We start from the raw sequence: 17,586 nt of genomic DNA, 5'->3' as shown, positions 1-17,586 counted from the left end.
GTGCATATCATCCAATATTCCCTCAAAAAATTCAAAAAAAGATCACAGCTCCTCGAAGCTGTGATCTTTTAAATCCGGCGAATCGCATTATGACTATACAGAAGACAGTCCAAATGCTTCAGCCATGAGACGTATAGATTTCATTTTGGCATCAAAGTCGTGAATAATGCTCGCAACCATGATCTCCTGTGCATTATAGTCCTTACTTAATTGCTCAATCTGACGCTTCACCTGTTCGGGCGAACCGACCACCATACGTTTGCGATTCTCACGAATACGCATCCGGTCAAACGGCGTATACGGATACGCCAGTGCCTTTTCGACGGAAGGTGTTCCAGCGGAGCGCATTCCCTGCTCTAATAGTACAAGAGACAAGTCCATACTGGAAGCCAACCGATTCGCCTCCTCTTCGGTGTCCGCACAGATCGCAAATACGGCAACAAGCGAACGCGGTTGGTCACTATGCTGGGAAGGCTGGAAGCTTTCCTGGTATTCCTTCATAGCCCCTGTGCCACCTTCACCGTTAATGAACTGCGCAAACGCAAAGCCCACGCCACGCTCGGCTGCCAGACCTGCGCTATCACCGCTGGAGCCGAGCAACCACATTTCCGGTACAGTTTCTATGAGCGGCATCGCCTGTAGCGAACCGAAACGGTGATCATTGCCTGTGCTGTCATGTAAATAAGCTAACAGGTCATCCAACTGCTCAGGGTATAGATCTACGCCACCTCGCATTTTGCCTTCTTGCAGAGCTCTGGTAGCAATGGGCATTCCTCCAGGCGCTCGTCCCAGACCCAGATCAATGCGTCCCGGATACAACCCCTCCAGCACACGAAAGTTTTCCGCTACTTTATAAGCGCTGTAATGAGGCAGCATCACACCACCCGACCCCACTCGAATGGTTGAAGTCCGGGCGGCCAGATGTGAAATCAGTACCTCCGGACTGGACCCTGCAAGATTTGCGGCAGAATGATGCTCTGATACCCAAAAGCGATGATAACCCAAGCGTTCCGCCTCTATAGCAAGCTCAGCGGTCTTTTGTAATGCCTGCGCATGCGTCATGCCTTCCGATACCGGAGATTGGTCAAGAATGCTGAGTTTTATCATAAAAGTCTGACCTTTCTATTTTGGAATAAGGATAGGCATTAATTATAGCACGCGTAGCCACAGTTACCCAAGAGGGGGCCATATCAATTTTATAGTGGAAAATTTTATTTCTCGTAAAGACTTGCGTTCTCTTTATCCGCCTCATAGAGATGCGAACGCTTTTTAAAGAAACTGTACAGATGTGTAACAATTACTTTCAAGACAGCATATCCCGGAACCGCCAGTACAATTCCCACCACACCAAACAAATTGCCTGCCGTCAGAATAACGAAGATAATCGTGATCGGATGTACTCGAAGAGATTTGCCCATAATTTGTGGAGAAATAAATTTACCCTCAATGAGCTGTACGACTGTCCATACGATAACCATCTTGAGCAGCATAATCGGTGAGGTGACCAAGGCTACAATTAACGCAGGTGTAATGGCAATAACGGGACCTAAGTAGGGGACAACGCTCGTAAAGGATGCAATGACTGCAAGCGTCAGAGAGTAGTCTAATCCAATGATTAGATAACCAATATACAACAGCGCCCCAATACAGAAGCTGACAATAATCTGCCCACGAATATAGGAACTGACCTGATGGTTCATTTCAGTCATAATGCGATCTGTTTCTTTACGAAACATAGGCGGGAGCATTTTCAGGATAAACTGTGGCAGCTTGTGTCCATCTTTTAGCAAGTAGAACAGAATAAATGGAACCGTGGCAATCGCAAGTACCGTTTCTGTAACCACGCCCAAGAAGCTGCCCACGCCCGTCCATGCATTATTAATAAAGCTAGATAACTTTTCAGAAGCTTTGGAGGCCAGCTCAGATGGATTAATTTGAATGGTGTTCTGGAACTGGTTTACAAAATCGCTGCCGATCAGTTTCTCGAATTGTCGTTGTACTTGCTCGCTATAGGCAGGGAAATTTTGGATGAGCCCCTGTATTTGATCGCGGATTACAGGTACCACCGATGTAACCACAATCGCAATAACCCCTATAATGAGCAAAAACAGTACAATAATGGAGTATATTCGTTTCACCTTATTACGCTCCAGTACATCAACCAACGGATTGAACAGATAGTACAAGACGCCGGATAAAATGACAGGGAGAATTATCGTTTTCAGCAGCACCATGACAGGTGTGAATATGTATGAAATTTTGGTAAGCACCAAGATATTCAAGCCGATCAGCAGCAGTACCAGCAGGAATAACACAAACTTGTTGTTCAGAAAAAACTTCTTGAATCGGTCTTTCCATGCCGGAGTTATTTCCACACCACATTCCCCTTCTCTTTACACAATTGAGTATACGTTCTTCATAGATACGATATATTTTTGGAACAAAATATACAAGGTTATACCCAAATACACACAAAAGCAAACAAAGTTGTACGTCATCGTACGAACTTCGCTTGCTTTCGAGGGTTATGGAGTATCATTTATCGTGGTTGCAGCATCCACCGTCGTGGTCACAGGTTTGTTCTCCTGTTCAAAAAGATTCTGTATGAAGCGCTTGAGCTTTCTTTCGTCCACACCCAACACCTGCGCACCCTTAATGGTTTCCCCGCGTACCAATTCATTTGGTGGGATTTGCTGCTTCGCTACTGTTGTTGCATCGATATTAAAGCCCAATGAAGCCAATTGCAGCATTTCCGTAGTACTGAGATTCGTTTCAATATAAGGAGAAATGCTATTTAAAATACTTGGCAGTTTGATTAGAGATGAGGTTGACTGAATTTTACCGCCAAGCTCGGTAATGAATTTGCGTTGCCGCTCCGTACGCGTAAAATCGGAAGTCGCATCATGACGGAAGCGTACATATTGCAAGGCTGTTTTACCGTCCATGTGCTGCATTCCCTTTTTCAAATCAATATCAAACTGGTGTTTATCTGCCTTGGAGGTATAGTGCATATCTTTTTCGACATCCAGGTCAATACCACCCACAGAATCAACCAACGCAATAAAGCCATTAAAATCAGTATATACATAATATTGAATCGGTATCCCCAACAGGTCGCTCACGGTCTGTCTGGTCAAATCCGGTCCACCGTAGGAAAAAGCAGCATTCAATCGACTTTGCCCATGACCTGGGATATTGACGTACGTATCACGAAGAATCGACATAAGTGTAGCCTTTTTCGTAACCGGATCAATAGAAGCAACCATAACGGAGTCAGAACGCCCTGAATCCTCTCCACGGGAGTCACCGCCTAGCAGCAGAATATTCACTCTTTCTGTCCCATCCCATTCTGGTGGGAGCGATACCTCTACTGGTTGTACATTGGTTTGAGTTTGTGCCTGCGGTTTGAATTTCGAATCCTGTCCCGAAGCAACCGAAATTTGATTCGTAAAATGATATATAGAATACGTATAATATCCGCCCACTAAAAGAACCGCCGCAGTCACAGAAATGCCTAACCATTTTAAAAATTTTCGCATATTTTCGGGTAACCTCGCTTTTATTCATCATCGTTCGGCTTTTAAAAGCATACCCTCCCTGCAAGTTATCTGTCAATTCGCGTCGTCTGTTCTAGTGGTCGTCCGGATACCATGGATTCAAATGGACAAGCACCTCATAAACCCGCGGTTCCTGCTTCATGACAGCCCCCTTAATCAGTCGGATAATATCGTGTCCCTGCTGAATCGTCAAAGAGGCATCCACTGAAGCGCGGATATCCACGATAATATAATGGCCGTGCTCACGGGCACGGATACGGTCAATACGTTGAACCTCGGCTACACTCAGTGCGGCTGCGGCGTAGCTTTCAATTTCCTCCGTTGCAATCGCTTTTTCCATAAGCACATCTATGGATTCACGGCCCATTTCCCACGCCAATTTCAGAACTAGCAATGCCACTACGAATCCCGCAATAGGGTCGCCGTAAGATAAGATTGAAATGCTCCAGTGCTCCCCAATCAGCCCCAAACCGATACCCAGTACAGCAGCCCCAGAGGCGTACACATCAGCGAGGTGATCTTTTGCCGTTGCGATAAGACCCTGACTATTGGCCGCTCTCCCGATACGAATCGTGTAGATATACAACCACTGTTTCCAGAGCAAGGAAATAATGGCGGCCACCAATGCCAGTATATGCTCCTGTGGCATCGGTTCGAACAGTGCTGCAATCGAATGATAGCCGATAAATATGCCCGCTCCAAACAATATGACCGCCACCACGCTTGCACCGATCACTTCTGCTTTGCCGTGACCATAAGGATGATCCTCATCCGGCGGCTGGCTGGATATGCGCATCGCTCCCAGTGCCGTTGCAGAGGCAATCACGTCCCCGGCATTATGCACACCATCGGCCACCAGCACCTTGCTGTTGAACATAAGTCCCGTAATAATTTTAATGCCGGTTAATAGGATGTTGCTAATCAGGCTGATCCATGCTGAGACCATGGCGCGCTTGCCCATATCCTGTTCCTGCATGATGTATAACCCCTCCAAATTTATCTTTTGAAAAATGTATCCTGAACGCTGATCATTTATTTCAAGGTAGCTCCGCTGCTCATGTCATCTTATGGTGCTGCTCCTTCAAGCGGTATGGGTGAAGATTACAATAGCCCCGGAAGATGAGCCTCCCCGGGGCTATTATGATAACCATAGTGGAGTATTCTATGAGAATACTCCTGTTTTATCTATCTGGACCGTCCGCGACGGCCGCCTTGTCCTTGACCACCACGCGGGCCGCCTTTGGCTTGTCCACCACGCTCGCTGCTTTGTCCTGCCGAGCGACCTTGGCCTCCGCGTGCAGAACCGCCGCTGCTGCGGTCATATCCACCACGCTCGCTGCTTTGCCCTACCGAGCGGCCTTGGCCTCCGCGTGCGGAACCGCCGCTACTGCGGTCATATCCGCCACGCTCGCTGCTTTGCCCTGCCGAGCGGCCTTGGCCTCCGCGTGCGGAACCGCCGCCGCTGCTGCGGTCATATCCGCCACGCTCGCTGCTTTGTCCTGCCGAGCGGCCTTGGCCTCCGCGTGCAGAACCACTGCTGCTGCGGTCATATCCGCCACGCTCGCTGCTGCCGCGGCTAGAACGACGTTCGCCGCCTGTGGCATCACGACGACCCGCCTGTTCGCGGCCGCTGCCCCGGCGTCCGCCGCCGGAGTCGTTGCCGCCGTAGGAACGGCGGTCGTTTCTGCCCGAACGGCGTTCTCGACCCTGTCGATCAGCCGTATCGGAAGCAGGTCTACGCTGTCCGCCGCCCTCACTGCTGGTGAATGTGACGCCAGCAACTTTCTGGATGTTCCGAAGCTCTGGAACATCTCTTGGCGTAGCGAGCGTCACTGCCACGCCTTTGCCTCCGGCACGGCCGGTACGCCCGATGCGGTGGATGTAGCTTTCGGCATCCTGTGGCATGTCATAGTTAAAGACATGCGTGACGCCTTCTACATCCAGGCCGCGCGCAGCTACATCAGTCGCTACGAGCAATTGGAGTTTCGCTTCCCGGAACGCCTTCATCACTTGCTCCCGCTTGTTCTGGGACAAATCTCCGTGAAGCTCACCGCTCTCAAAGCCCATCTCTTGCAGCTCTTCGTTCAGTTTGGCAGCCCGGCGCTTCGTACGGCAGAAAATAACAGCCAAGTACGGGCGATCCGTATTCAGCATATCCACCAATGCCTGTTGCTTACCACGGTCTGTTGTTTGCACAACGACCTGACGGATTTGGCTCACCGGAACGGAAGAAGCGGATTTCACTTTGACATCTACGGGTTCGTTCATATATACACGAGCCAGCTTGCGAATACCGGCTGGCATCGTAGCGGAAAACAGCATCGTCTGTCTCCGGTAAGGAACCTCCTGAAGAATCGTCTCCACATCGTTCAAAAAGCCCATGTGTAACATTTGGTCGGCTTCGTCCAGGACCAGCATTTTAATGCCACCCAGATCCAGCGTGCCACGTCTCAGGTGATCCAGCAGTCGCCCAGGTGTACCAATAATCAGTTGTGCGCCGCCTTTCAGTTTACGAAGCTGACGCTCTACGTCCTGTCCTCCATAAACAGCCAGTAATGACAAGCTTGGCTCTGTAGCGGCCAACGTGTTCGCTGCCTCTGTAATCTGGAGCGCCAGCTCACGCGTCGGTGCAATCACGAGCGCTTGTGGATGACGCTTGTCCAAATTCATTTTTTGCAAAATGGGTAGTAAGAACGCAATCGTCTTCCCGGTTCCCGTATGTGCCTCGGCGATAACATCCTGACCTTCCATCAACAGTGGAATCGACTCCTGCTGTACAGGAGTTGGGGATGAAATTCCCTGTTCTTTCAAGGCTTCTACCCAATGCTGCTCTACGCCTAATGCTGCAAAATTCTTCAAGTGGTATTCACTTCCCTTATCTGTATTCAATATGTGTCACGTAAAATAGGTTCATGTGCCATATGACATCTATCGTTCCATAGTTCAGAATTCCCATTTTTGTATCGGTTCTCATTCTACCCTTTTCAGGAAGGGAGCTTATCCGTTATCGTTGAATCTGTTCATGTAACCAACATACGGCCGCAATGCGGCTCAGGCCCGTTCCATCTATGACTTTCCTAGTATACGCGAAGTTGAACTGGTTTCCAAACGATTTTAATGAACAGTACCACAGTCAATGTAAAAGGTGAATTCGATCTTCATGTCATATATTATGGTATATGAATTGGTAATTCATGAATAAAGGATGGATGCTTGTGGTTAACAACCTGCATTATAATTTCATAATGACCGGTTCCTTGTCGGAGAAGCACACTTTGTTTGCCGAAGAGTGCTTTACTAACCTGTTCGATTGTTTTGAAACGCTCCTGAATATATCAGGAATCCGCAATACCCGTGTGTCAGTCTATCAAGCCGGGGCTAAAAAGGCCAAACACGGTAAGATTCGCTGGGACAAGCAGGAGTTGCTTCGTATTGTAACCGATGATGAATTGATTCCGCTTATGCTAGCTATCGAGGCTCCCAGTATCAAATCATCCTATAACAAAGGGACAACGCCGGAAGTGTACATTCTTTTGTCCAATGACCCCATGTGCCAATCTTCTAATCATTGCGGCATGCTCGTTTCAATCCGTCAGGACGTTTATGAAAGTATCGACCAAGCAATCGTCGAAGACGTTATGATGAAGCTGAGCCAGTGGTTAAAGGCAAACAAGCTGCTACACAGCTCGCGTAACTTTTATGCTGGCAGTAAAGCACGCGCTATTATGGATATTCTTCCATTTATGCTCGAACAGGATACCCCGGATATGAAGTATGTTTTTCAAACGTGGACTCCGTTCCCTTTACCACACACTTAAACAATCCGTCATACCATTTACCCCAGGAGGCTGCAATTTATGCAAATTCAAGTTCAAAAGGTTGAAAAAAAAGAGAACGAATATCTCATTCATTATCAAGCCGGGGGAGCGTTGCCGTTCGTTCCGCATGATATTGTTCTGATCCATGGCAAACAGTATTTTATAGGCACGATTTTGAAAGTAGAGCCGGAACAAGCCCTTGTACGTATCAATCCAGAATATGAAGACCAACTGGCAGGATCCATCGGACTGGAACTGGCTTTCTCTCCAACCGTTTCTATTCAAGGAGCAGACAGCATTGTCGAGAAGCTCGGCTATTTCCCTCCCTTTCATTATGACCGAATTACAGCTGCTAATATGACGAAAGACCAGATTACGCTGACGATTGAGCTATCCTACGCTAGCGTGCTTGTCCCTAAATCACCGGATCTGGAGCCTTCGGCTGAGGCACCTGTAATCCCTGAAGCTCCAGTAAAAGACGTCCCACGCTATGCAGTGACTTTTACATTTCTGGAAACCAAAGAGCATGTATTAACTCCTGTAGAAACAGAAAACATCATCTTGCAGCTTGATTTCCGCTATGAAGAAGCAGACATGGTCGTTGATATCGATGCCTTGTCGGGACTGTCAGGTAGCTTTCTGTGCAGAGGTATCCGCGCAGAGATTAAGGAGCTGAATGAATAAACAGGAGGCTCGCGAGCTGTTACGTTGTCATTCTTTTATTCACGATGATCTGGAGCATCCCAAAATGCAAAACGGATTTCTAGGGATGCTCCGCCCCTTTCAGGGAGAACTGATCGAGGACAACTTCCATGAACTGATGACCATCATTGAAGTTCTCGCAGATGAGTTGGAGAAACCATCCGTAGAACGGGAGCTGATTGCCGCTCTGTGGGGGATATGTCAATATACACGGGCATGGGCATTGTATCCTGAAGTATGCTGCAGCGAAACAACCTGCTGACCGTAGAGCAGATCAACACCCTCGACGATTGGATTGATACGATCTCCTATGCGGTTATGGTGCTGCTGGAGGGTGGCGGACGGGAAGAAGCTTTATCGAACTACAGACATGAGAGTTGATCCGCAGTGATACATATATCTTAGTCAAGGAGGCCGCTTGTGCACTGCTTCGCGCACATAAAAGCATGCCTTTCGCACAACATGCTCTGAAGCAATTATCGCAGCATGAGAATTCGGTGCATCTGCCAAACGGGAGCTGTCCACATAATCGACAACCAAAGGAGAATCACTCTACTTATGCGTGTAAGAATATTTATATTCATATTGATTATCGGGATTATATGTGTGCCTGCCTATTTCATCATGAGCAGCTTTGGATTATTTCAAAATGAAAAGGTGCTTTTACATTACAAGCTTGCCATTGAGGTAAAGGATAAAAAGTATGATGCCTGGCCTTTAATCAGCAGCTATACCGCTATAGATAAAAAAGGGGACAATCGTCAGCTCTACTATCAGGCGGAGGGCTCAGGCATAGAGTATCTGTTTCAACTGGCGTATGGACAATATGAACTCCGACCCTCCAAGGAAAATCCTTTTCTGGACGGGGGAGTCCACTACACCATGGACCATCCTGAGTATGTGCGTGAGGAAAAGCAGTATGAGAATGCTAACGACTACACGGAATTAACCCATTATTACAATCAGCAGGAACAGATTATTTATACCTATAATCCCAAAGCCAAGCTCGATAAAACATACGTCCGTTCCATCATCACCGCTGGGATGACTCGCACGACCGGTAGATCAAGCCGTGCGGTAAAGGATGACTATATCAATATCAGTAAGCTGTTTAAGGACAAGCTGGGAGTGAATGTGAAGGTAGATGTGGATGAGGACAACAAAATCGTCACCCTATCCATGACATGATCTCACAAACGATGCACCGCTGCGTCTTCTCATTTCCAAAAAGAGGTCTATGGTTTACTAGGATCAAGGAGGCTGGTTGTTGATGTCATTCGCAATTGAATCAGGGCTTTCGCCTGCCCAGATCGCGGCATTGGAGGAACAGATACAGCATATATTGCCCGCTGGCTATACACGTTTTCTTTCACAATATAACGGTTTTTATGTAGCCGCCCCTTTTTATTGCAATGTGCCCTTCGATCGCGTGGATAACGGAGACATTGATTTGACTTGTTTTTTCGGATATGAGGTATCCAACAAAAATCATGACCTTCTAGCGATTAATGATGAATTTCTGGATGAAATCAATCATGTCCAGAACGCTTTGTTGATTGGTGCAGATGCGGGCGACAATTTTTACGTTCTAATATGTAATGAATGCACCCCGTATGTGTACTACTGGGACCGCACACATCTTCATGCTTATGATGACAAACTGAACTATGATATTGCAGAGCAGGACGAATGTGGACATTTGTATCTGGTGGCAACAGACTTTACAACGTTTTTTAATCAGGTAATTGAACGACTCAACGAGCAGAAAGGGAGGCCTACTGATGACAGAAATACATAACCCTAATTGGGGACCGGCTTATTTAGAAGGTTGGGTTGTACCCGAAAACCCAGAGGCATGGGTCGAGCAGGAGTGGACAGGTACGCTTCGTTCACAGGCAGGACATACGAAATTCCACATTTTTTATTATGGAGAACTTATGGACGAGCTGATCACTGGAACTGAATTTGCCCCCCAACTCATTATTGCAGAAGAGGCAGTCACAGGTGAACAGATCGTGATTTTTGACGGAACCCGCCATGGTTACGATGCTCTGCTATGCGAAGTTTATACCAAGGAACAGCAGAACAATCGTACTCCCCTGCTGCCCTATCTGGACGAAGATGGTGAAGATACTTTCGAGGTAAGCTTGACCGCTTTTTATAATGTTGATTGGGATGACGAGTTTGCAGACGATGTGGATGAGAATGGACAGTTAGAGCTGATCAACGGCGAACGATGCGATTTTGAAGATGCGAAGCGGAACGGCTATGATGCGATCAGCATTACGATTACCAACGCTAAAGGTCTAAAAACAGAGATCATTCAGGAAGAGCTGGCCTGACGATGGTGTTCAAAAGAATCAAACATCGGGAAGGCGATATTTTTGTTATCCCCATGCATGACGGCCGATTTGCGGTATGTCAGGTGATCTGCGCACTGTATGGTAGATTCAAAAAAGCGTTCTCCTTCGGGGTTCTATCCATAGGCCAGAATCAAGCGTACAAGGGTGAAAAGACATATCTTCCGTTCACAAATTATCGCGGCCGATTTGAAGTTATATTCACCGCCACCCAAAACATGACGAAGGGAGTATGGCCTATTATCGATCAGCGCCCTCTATCCGAGGAACAACAGCAGCTAAAATATTTTAATTGTGCGGGCCATCTGTATTGCGGGGATGAATATATACGCAATCTGGAACTGGAAGAATATAATCAATATACTGTAATGGGCGTGGCTGGATATGAGTTGGTACAGCGATATTTAGCCCAATACGAAGACCACTAGCAGAAGAATAGCAGCACAAATAACCACCTTGAAGTTTGATACCAAGGTGGTTATTTACGCTGCTAAAAGGGCTCGAACGTATAAGAGAATGGTGTACGCTCTGTCCCTAATACTGACTTCACGCGCTCTTCATCCACCAACGCTTCGACGAGGCTATATAAATCCGAGGCTGCATACCGAAAATTGCCCCATGTGCATAGATTCAAAGCATAGATTGGGAATTCTCCCCGTTCATCAGGCGATTGAATATCCCAAATCAGCAGGTCATTCCCTTCACTGGAAGCGAAGGGAACCGCATGCTCCAAAAGCTCCGGAAAACCATCTGGCTCCAGCGCCGCTTCTTGTAGAACCTCTTCCGATCCCAGTAAATCATCAAACCAGGCCCGCCAGTTATGATAACGATGAAGCCATGAATCCGGGTGATCGCCAAGAGGAATATGAATGTTCCATAAGCCACATAGTCGCCCGTAACCAAGAGTTTTGACATAATCTATATAAGAAGGCGGAAAGCCCATACCATTTTTAAAACGATGCTCTATTAGAAAAACCTCATCATAATAAGCCTGAAACTGCGGACGTTGCAGCCCTGTAAAAATGCTCATGTTCGCCCTCTCCTTTTGCACGTCCTATTCACCTTTTCACCCTTCGGCGCATTGAAAAGGCCATTTTCAAGTGTTAAAATGGGAATAAGATGTATATTCTAAAAAAAGAGTGAAGATGCGTCAACATCCTCACTCTTTGGCAACAGCCGCTTTTAAGGGCGGTAGCCGTGTCAAAGGATGATCATTGAAATAGACCGCTTGCCTTTGTCGAGGGCGGTCTATTTCTTTTTATGGAAGGAAAGAATTAGGATCACCAACGTTGCGAATTGAATCATCAACATTAGGGTGTCTTTAACCTCCACAGGCCTCACCTCCTTTACAGGAGACTAGCCGACCGCCCATCTAAGCCATTCTGTTGTTGAGGAATATTATAACATAAGACTCGTAAAACGTACGTTTTTACGCTCTTTTCGAAAAAGGAGGAACGAATATGGAGCAAAAGCGCTTCAAAGATGAACATGGATATAAATATGACTTTAGCGCCGTGATCCGGAGAGGAGAACAAGTAGCTGTTCACTGTCCCCGTTGTCAGGGCCAAGCTTTTATTTCCAACTCAAAGGAAGACTGTCATTACGTCGTTCGATGTTCTCATTGTTACTACACGTATCAGCAGCCAGAATCTTATACATTCTATGCACGCGGCGTATGCAACCATTGCGAGCGGTATTTTAATATCGAAATCCATGATGACCGAACGAAACTCCATAAAAATACGAATATAAACTGTCCGCACTGTGAGACACGCAATCAGGTTCCGGTGCATCGTGTTCAATCACACGAATGGCATACAGACGTGGTCCAAAACGGAAAAGACCCTATTTTCCAGCTTCAGCTGTACTTCCTTGATTACTACCGGGGGAAACCTGTCTGGGCTCTTAACCGGATACACCTGAATTACCTGCTCTCCTATATCTCTGCCGAGTTGCGAGAAAAGCCTACATCCGGTATGATGCGTACGGCTTCCCATTCCATTCCCAAGTACATTAAGGATGCGAAGAATCGACAGGCCATCTTGAGAATATTACAAAAGCTACAGCATAAGCCAGCGACTAAGGGAGGGACCTCCATACATGAGCATACAAACTTTTGACAGCCTTGAAGCATTGATTCGTGCCGTTGGCCAAACAGAGATCAATGAATGGGTATTTGCCAATCTGGAACGTGTTCAAAGTAATCCGCTCAATTCTACCTATTACATCATCCCCGAGGAAGAATTGTGGGAACTGGAGGATGCCGGTCTCACCGTCACCAATCATCGTGATGAAAGTATACCTGCATCTCTACCAGACCATCACGTGCAATCTTGGTTGGAGGTGGCGACTGTACAGGATGTCATTGAAGTGTTACGCCACAGCGGAAGCGAGCCGGATATTGAACGCATTGCGCAGGGACTGCGATATTATCATGAATATGATGCTTTTATGGAATAAGCGTTTCCAGCAGCTCTTTTACCTCAGGGACAGCCTGCTTCAGGCTGTTTTTTAGTTTCTTCGCGCCACCCCATATACGATAAACAAGCACCTCTTGTTCATAGTCCTCCAGCTTCTCAAGCTCCTCCACCAGTACCTGTACCTGCTCTACAGTTTCGATTCTGGATGACTTCAGTGGTTTGGCAGACTCGTTGCCTGCCAGTAGAACCCTCGTCCAAACGGGGATCGTGTCCGGTGTCAGTCCGTGTGCGTCAGCAAATACAGCGGCGTAACCGTCCTGTACGGACTGATGTTCACTGTCCACCAGCTTCATATAACGATTCACTAATGGAAAATAGTTCTTTCCTTTTAGGCCCAGTCCCATCACCGCATAGGTTCCCGGCATCGCCGACTTTTCACCGGGCTCTACATCGTTATACCACTTGAACTCTTCCATCACGACCTCAGCATATTCAGCCAGCAACGGATGCAGCGACGGATACTCAAGTGCGTTGGCGAAGAAACGATGTAACGTAGATTTAGCCAACTTGGGTACAGGCAGGTAGTTTTTCACCTTGCTTTTGAACTTCATCCGATATTCCTTGGTAAAGCCCTTTCTTAAAATATCGCATAAATATACGAGTGCTTCTCTATAGCTCTCTTCTTCCTCTGAACGAATCTGAACCTCCAGCGTTTGCAAAATATCATTGGCTTGGCAGATGACTCGCTCACTTGTATATAACGCTGGGATGCTTCCTGATCCGCTCTCAAGCCACACGGAAGCCTGCTCCGAGCCTAGCTGTGCAGCAATCTCCAAATACTTCTGCCGTGCATCGGCATCGGTCGAGCCCACCCGCATCGCGGTAAGCAGGAGCATCTCCATGGCTGGCGCAGGAATTTCCGAAGGGAGAATATCAGGCTTCACTTTATAATCCAGCCCATAGCTTTTTTCCCGATCTGTATAATTGGCCAAAAATTCATCCTCTGCCCAATGCTTCAAGCCACTGCTGAGCTGATACCTCCATACTTCCTCACGCTTGCGGCTGACCTTCACTTTGGCATCCATTCGATTCAGCAGCTCATTCATCCACTGGGCGTTTACAGGGTACAAATGAGGATCAAGCAAGTGCCTTACTAAGAAAAAATCGTCCTCTTCCTTCGGCACAGCTTTACTAGAGGGGTTGAGTTTCTGCTCTACAAACTGTTGGATAGTGGCTAACAGTTGCTGCCGCTTATCTTCGTTCAGGAGTGAGAATGTAAAATGACTAGCCTTATTCTCCAAGACTACTTCCAGATGAAATTCCAGCCGATAACGAAAGAACATGGAACTAAATTCTTTCGACTTAAACAGAGCCTCTATCCGTTCCCTAAACACAGGCATCCATTCGTCCTGTACCTGCTGCAATGTTACCCCATCTGTAAACCCAGAAATTTTCGTATCCGGTCTACGATGATCCCAATCAAACGGTTCGTAGGTATCCACCCACAGCCCATCCTTCTTACAGGTAACTTTTAAGTATTCATGAATCCCTTCGTGAAGGACACTTTTGATTTGGAATTCGGCGATGCGCTTTTGCTCAGAAGCGTACGCCTCATCAATCGCCTCAAAAATTGGATCTATGTAGGCTTGTACCCCTGATGTCATAAGATGTGTTCCTCCTTCGTCCCCTCACAAATTGTAGTTCCTATGAAATTAAGATAGACTAATCTATAACTATTTTATTTCCTGATTATAGCATATCTCTCATTTACTTTTGGGCTCTATCCCTATAGATAGAGTGCCGGAAAGCAGGTGTATTCTACATGTATTGGGTTTCCACACAGCACACACCGATGGCTACCGATGAACTGACAAATATTGAGCATACCTATGGAATAACTTTACCACCTCCCTATGTAGCATTCCTCACCCGCTACGGGCCGGGCACCTATTGTGGCCTGCTGATAATCGAAATGCCTGATCCTCAACTATTGCAATCCTATACGGATTACGAACTGTGGACGCATGATGATAACTGCCCAATTACAGCGCGGCAGCTGGGTGAGTGCGTGGTCATTGGCAGCTCCATAGATGGTGACTTCCTAGCGATTCACCCTCAGGTTGAAGGCTTAATGTGGCTGCCACGACACTCGGAGATCATTACTACGAAGACTTTAGATGTTCAAGTTCCATTCACAGAGACATTAGGACATATACTACAGGATGAATTTGGAAGAATGGAGCCATTCCCCCGTTATTTCGAACCTGTCAGCCAAGACAAAACCGCTACATTCCTACTGTTTAGTCCCCTGGATACGGCCGAGGCCTACAATCCAGCCAATCCGAGCGATCAGGCGCTGAATTTTGCTCCGGCATCCTTACAAGCATTGGCTCAGCGATTTAAACAGCATTTTAACTCAAATCTATGGATTGAAAATGAGCATATCTGCATGGCTTTTCTTCAGACTCTTGGCGGATACGTGCGTTTTAACTATGCATATGGACGCGAAGTGGCGATCATTTATGAATCCAAAGCGATAGCACTTCGTGATGAAATTTTATCATTCTTGCAAAAAGAGCATTGCCGGGTTGTAGAGTAAGAGGAGGGCGAATACGAATGACAGTACATTTTACACAAACCTTAGAAAAACTGGAACAAGTCGTTGATCGTCTGAGACAAAGTGGGATGCCTGATGTGGTATACCAATGGACGGAAGGGATTTCTACAGGTGAACTAACTGAGCTGGAGGAACGGCTGCAGATGCATTTGCCTGCCTCCCTGTCTGAATTGATAAAGCGGTGTGGCAGCTTAAATTTGCTATGGTGTCTCCCCCAACACTGTATTGTAGCTGATGGACCAGAGTGTTCATATAAAAACAGCAAGGATCTTGAACAAGAGCAGTGTATCCTAGACGATATCACAGGAGAGTTTGGATGGAATCATGAGTATATTGGCTATTTTACATCCTATGGGGAAGATACCGACTCAGCAGCGGACGAGCAACGATATCTGATCCTTAATTATAATGGTGCGGGTGATCCGATACTGCTTGATATGGCAACATCCGCAACAGAGCCAGCGGTTTTCTGCTATCATCACGAGCTGGATCAGTTCACGCTGCTCGCGGAAAATCTACCCGCCTATATAGACACCATGCTCACCTTGCACGGGCTATGGCTATGGGATTGGTTTAAAGTGACCGATGAGCATGGCATTCAGCTAAACAGCCCACCACTGCAACTGTGGCAACGCTGGTTGAACATGTTTTGCACGATGAAGCTGGAGGATGCACAGTCGTTGGAGACGCTAATCCATTACACCACCATGCATGGCGTAGATTATCCTGCTGTGTTGCAGGCTTTTCAAGCCTATGATCCAAAGGATATTTTTCTTGCCTGGGAGCAGCACTGGCAGAACATTCAACATAGCCAGGTTCCATTCTCTACTTGGGCCGTTTTGGTAGGGGAGACTGCGGGGATTGGGGCTGCTGATTGGGTCCGCTCCTTGTGGGAACCGGAAACCGCGCAAGCATGGACATCTTTAGCTCAAAACAATACCCTACATGCTAAGGGTGCATTTGCGTCCACACGTGCTTATCTAAGCGCCCGCTGCCTACCCGAGCAGGAAGGCTTGGTATGTGTTTGCAATCACCTGCTACAGCATTCGGTCGCAGAAGACAAATTAGGAGGATACACCGCTAATGGGCAGCTACAACATTTTCGTTCACCACAGATCATTAACTGGATGCGGGATAAGGTCAATCATCCGGTGGATGGCTGGGCAATACTTTTCGCTCACTCCCGTCCTACAGCTGAGCAGTTGATTGAATGGCTATCCGATAGCGAGCTTCATCAAAAAATTGCAACCGAGGCGCTGGATATTATGATTCATCGGGATCCTCTTCCCGCTCTGGAAGCAGACGCTTGGGCCAATATCTCAGATCTACTTCTTGCTTCTTTGCAGCTCGTTATGCTCAAAAAAGATAAACGTCGTATTGAAGCCGTACTTAAGCAGCTTTCAGATTTGGAACTTCGTTAATCTTTCGGAATGGTTGTATGCGGATTCGCATGTACAGTGGTGTGAGGTAAAGAAAGTTAGCCGCTGCGTCAGCGGCTTAACCCCTTGAGGAAAGTATCTATAGTGAATGCGATCAATTCATCATTGGATTTTGCCATAGGAAGTTCAAAATTCAGGAGCAAAGAAGTCAATCCGTGCAGCATGCTCCATACGGATCTGGCGATCAGGTGCTCATCTCCTTGAATGATGCAGCCCTCCTCCATAGCAGCTTTGAGCCCCGCTTCAAGCAGCTCAAAGCCTTTAAAACTCCCACTGTCTATAAGACTGACCAAGCTTACAGATTCCAGGTTGCTGATAAACAGGATGTTGTAATATTCCGGGTTAGTCGTTCCAAAACGAACATACGCATCAGATACCGTTTTCAATGTGTCCAGCGTATTCAATCCCGCTGCCTGTGCTTCATCCACACGCTGCAGAAGAGCCTGCAGGAACAAGGTATTTCCTTCTAGCAGCAGTTCACGGACAACGGCTTCCTTATTGGCAAAATAATGATAAATAGTCGTTGGTGAATATTCGATCTGATCCGCAATTTTGCGCATGGAGACTTCGGCATACCCCTGATTCAGGAAAAGCGACCGGGCGGCCTCAATGATTTTCCGGCGGATCTCACTGCTTTCACGTTCTCGGCGTTTGATATGTTTCATGAGTAGAT

General features: G+C 47.0%; 19 protein-coding genes and 1 pseudogene. 11 read left to right on the top strand and 9 right to left on the bottom strand.

Annotated elements, in window-relative coordinates:
• Positions 1–93 precede the first annotated feature (93 nt).
• From MKX59_RS02670 to MKX59_RS02650, 5 genes are all read right to left on the bottom strand, one after another.
• Positions 94–1,107, bottom strand: a complete 1,014-nt coding sequence (locus MKX59_RS02670) for an LLM class flavin-dependent oxidoreductase (protein ID WP_028540726.1) — start codon at positions 1,105–1,107, stop codon at positions 94–96.
• Between the two features lie 104 nt (positions 1,108–1,211).
• Positions 1,212–2,375 carry an AI-2E family transporter gene (locus tag MKX59_RS02665; protein WP_023990752.1) on the bottom strand — a complete coding sequence of 388 codons (1,164 nt, stop codon included), beginning with the start codon at positions 2,373–2,375 and terminating at the stop codon, positions 1,212–1,214.
• Positions 2,376–2,525: 150 nt separating this feature from the next.
• Positions 2,526–3,539, bottom strand: a complete 1,014-nt coding sequence (locus MKX59_RS02660; protein ID WP_013312376.1) for an LCP family protein — start codon at positions 3,537–3,539, stop codon at positions 2,526–2,528.
• 91 nt (positions 3,540–3,630) lie between these two features.
• Positions 3,631–4,533, bottom strand: a complete 903-nt coding sequence (locus MKX59_RS02655; protein ID WP_023990753.1) for a cation diffusion facilitator family transporter — start codon at positions 4,531–4,533, stop codon at positions 3,631–3,633.
• A gap of 209 nt (positions 4,534–4,742) precedes the next feature.
• On the bottom strand, positions 4,743–6,416 hold the full coding sequence (locus MKX59_RS02650; protein WP_340857537.1) for a DEAD/DEAH box helicase: 1,674 nt from the start codon (positions 6,414–6,416) through the stop codon (positions 4,743–4,745).
• 350 nt (positions 6,417–6,766) lie between these two features.
• On the opposite strand from MKX59_RS02650, the gene MKX59_RS02645 reads away from it, so the two are divergent.
• The 7 genes and pseudogenes from MKX59_RS02645 to MKX59_RS02615 all read left to right on the top strand — a co-directional run bounded on the left by MKX59_RS02645 (position 6,767) and on the right by MKX59_RS02615 (position 10,865).
• Complete coding sequence (locus MKX59_RS02645) at positions 6,767–7,375, top strand: hypothetical protein (protein WP_226887729.1); 609 nt, start codon at positions 6,767–6,769, stop codon at positions 7,373–7,375.
• 39 nt (positions 7,376–7,414) lie between these two features.
• Positions 7,415–8,059: an immunity 50 family protein gene (locus MKX59_RS02640; RefSeq protein WP_023990756.1), complete on the top strand. Its 645-nt coding sequence runs from the start codon at positions 7,415–7,417 to the stop codon at positions 8,057–8,059.
• Positions 8,052–8,458: pseudogene (locus tag MKX59_RS02635) on the top strand (hypothetical protein). Before MKX59_RS02640 ends, MKX59_RS02635 begins: the two are co-directional and overlap by 8 nt.
• 177 nt (positions 8,459–8,635) lie before the next feature.
• Positions 8,636–9,265, top strand: coding sequence for a hypothetical protein (locus tag MKX59_RS02630; RefSeq protein WP_053326290.1), 630 nt, complete (start codon positions 8,636–8,638; stop codon positions 9,263–9,265).
• A gap of 82 nt (positions 9,266–9,347) precedes the next feature.
• Complete coding sequence (locus MKX59_RS02625; protein ID WP_316244356.1) at positions 9,348–9,875, top strand: SMI1/KNR4 family protein; 528 nt, start codon at positions 9,348–9,350, stop codon at positions 9,873–9,875.
• Entirely contained in the window at positions 9,859–10,419 is a 561-nt protein-coding gene (locus tag MKX59_RS02620; protein ID WP_023990760.1) for a hypothetical protein, read from the top strand. The genes MKX59_RS02625 and MKX59_RS02620 overlap by 17 nt, the downstream gene beginning before the upstream one ends.
• 2 nt (positions 10,420–10,421) lie before the next feature.
• Complete coding sequence (locus tag MKX59_RS02615) at positions 10,422–10,865, top strand: immunity 26/phosphotriesterase HocA family protein (RefSeq protein ID WP_023990761.1); 444 nt, start codon at positions 10,422–10,424, stop codon at positions 10,863–10,865.
• A 62-nt stretch (positions 10,866–10,927) separates the two neighbouring features.
• Here the strand turns inward: MKX59_RS02615 and MKX59_RS02610 are convergent, their stop codons facing one another.
• Together MKX59_RS02610 and MKX59_RS27555 are read right to left on the bottom strand one after the other, a co-directional pair.
• A complete protein-coding gene (locus MKX59_RS02610; protein ID WP_023990762.1) occupies positions 10,928–11,467 on the bottom strand; it encodes a hypothetical protein in 540 nt (179 codons plus the stop codon).
• Positions 11,468–11,685: 218 nt separating this feature from the next.
• The gene (locus MKX59_RS27555; protein WP_223822146.1) at positions 11,686–11,769 is read right to left on the bottom strand and encodes a putative holin-like toxin; all 84 of its coding nucleotides are present in this window, start codon (positions 11,767–11,769) and stop codon (positions 11,686–11,688) included.
• A 128-nt stretch (positions 11,770–11,897) separates the two neighbouring features.
• Between MKX59_RS27555 and MKX59_RS02605 the strand changes: the two genes are divergently transcribed.
• Positions 11,898–12,557: a hypothetical protein gene (locus MKX59_RS02605; protein ID WP_340857535.1), complete on the top strand. Its 660-nt coding sequence runs from the start codon at positions 11,898–11,900 to the stop codon at positions 12,555–12,557.
• Positions 12,538–12,897, top strand: coding sequence for a DUF7716 domain-containing protein (locus MKX59_RS02600; RefSeq protein WP_023990764.1), 360 nt, complete (start codon positions 12,538–12,540; stop codon positions 12,895–12,897). Before MKX59_RS02605 ends, MKX59_RS02600 begins: the two co-directional genes overlap by 20 nt.
• On the opposite strand, the gene MKX59_RS02595 is transcribed toward MKX59_RS02600, so the two are convergent.
• A complete protein-coding gene (locus tag MKX59_RS02595; RefSeq protein WP_071558114.1) occupies positions 12,887–14,521 on the bottom strand; it encodes a DUF6138 family protein in 1,635 nt (544 codons plus the stop codon). The two genes, MKX59_RS02600 and MKX59_RS02595, sit on opposite strands and share 11 nt — an antisense overlap.
• A gap of 158 nt (positions 14,522–14,679) precedes the next feature.
• Here MKX59_RS02595 and MKX59_RS02590 point away from each other — a divergent pair, with 158 nt between their 5' ends.
• Positions 14,680–15,456, top strand: coding sequence for an SMI1/KNR4 family protein (locus MKX59_RS02590; protein WP_053326292.1), 777 nt, complete (start codon positions 14,680–14,682; stop codon positions 15,454–15,456).
• Positions 15,457–15,473: 17 nt separating this feature from the next.
• On the top strand, positions 15,474–16,895 hold the full coding sequence (locus tag MKX59_RS02585; protein WP_076264509.1) for an SMI1/KNR4 family protein: 1,422 nt from the start codon (positions 15,474–15,476) through the stop codon (positions 16,893–16,895).
• Positions 16,896–16,963: 68 nt separating this feature from the next.
• On the opposite strand, the gene MKX59_RS02580 is transcribed toward MKX59_RS02585, so the two are convergent.
• Positions 16,964–17,578 (bottom strand): TetR/AcrR family transcriptional regulator, encoded by a 615-nt coding sequence (locus tag MKX59_RS02580; RefSeq protein WP_023990768.1) that lies wholly within the window; start codon positions 17,576–17,578, stop codon positions 16,964–16,966.
• Positions 17,579–17,586: the final 8 nt, after the last annotated feature.

This window comes from Paenibacillus sp. FSL R7-0340 (assembly GCF_038002205.1).
GTDB classification, from domain to species: domain Bacteria; phylum Bacillota; class Bacilli; order Paenibacillales; family Paenibacillaceae; genus Paenibacillus; species Paenibacillus polymyxa_B.
The sequence above is the reverse complement of the archived record's forward strand: the minus strand, read 5'-3'. Positions and strand labels throughout refer to the sequence as shown.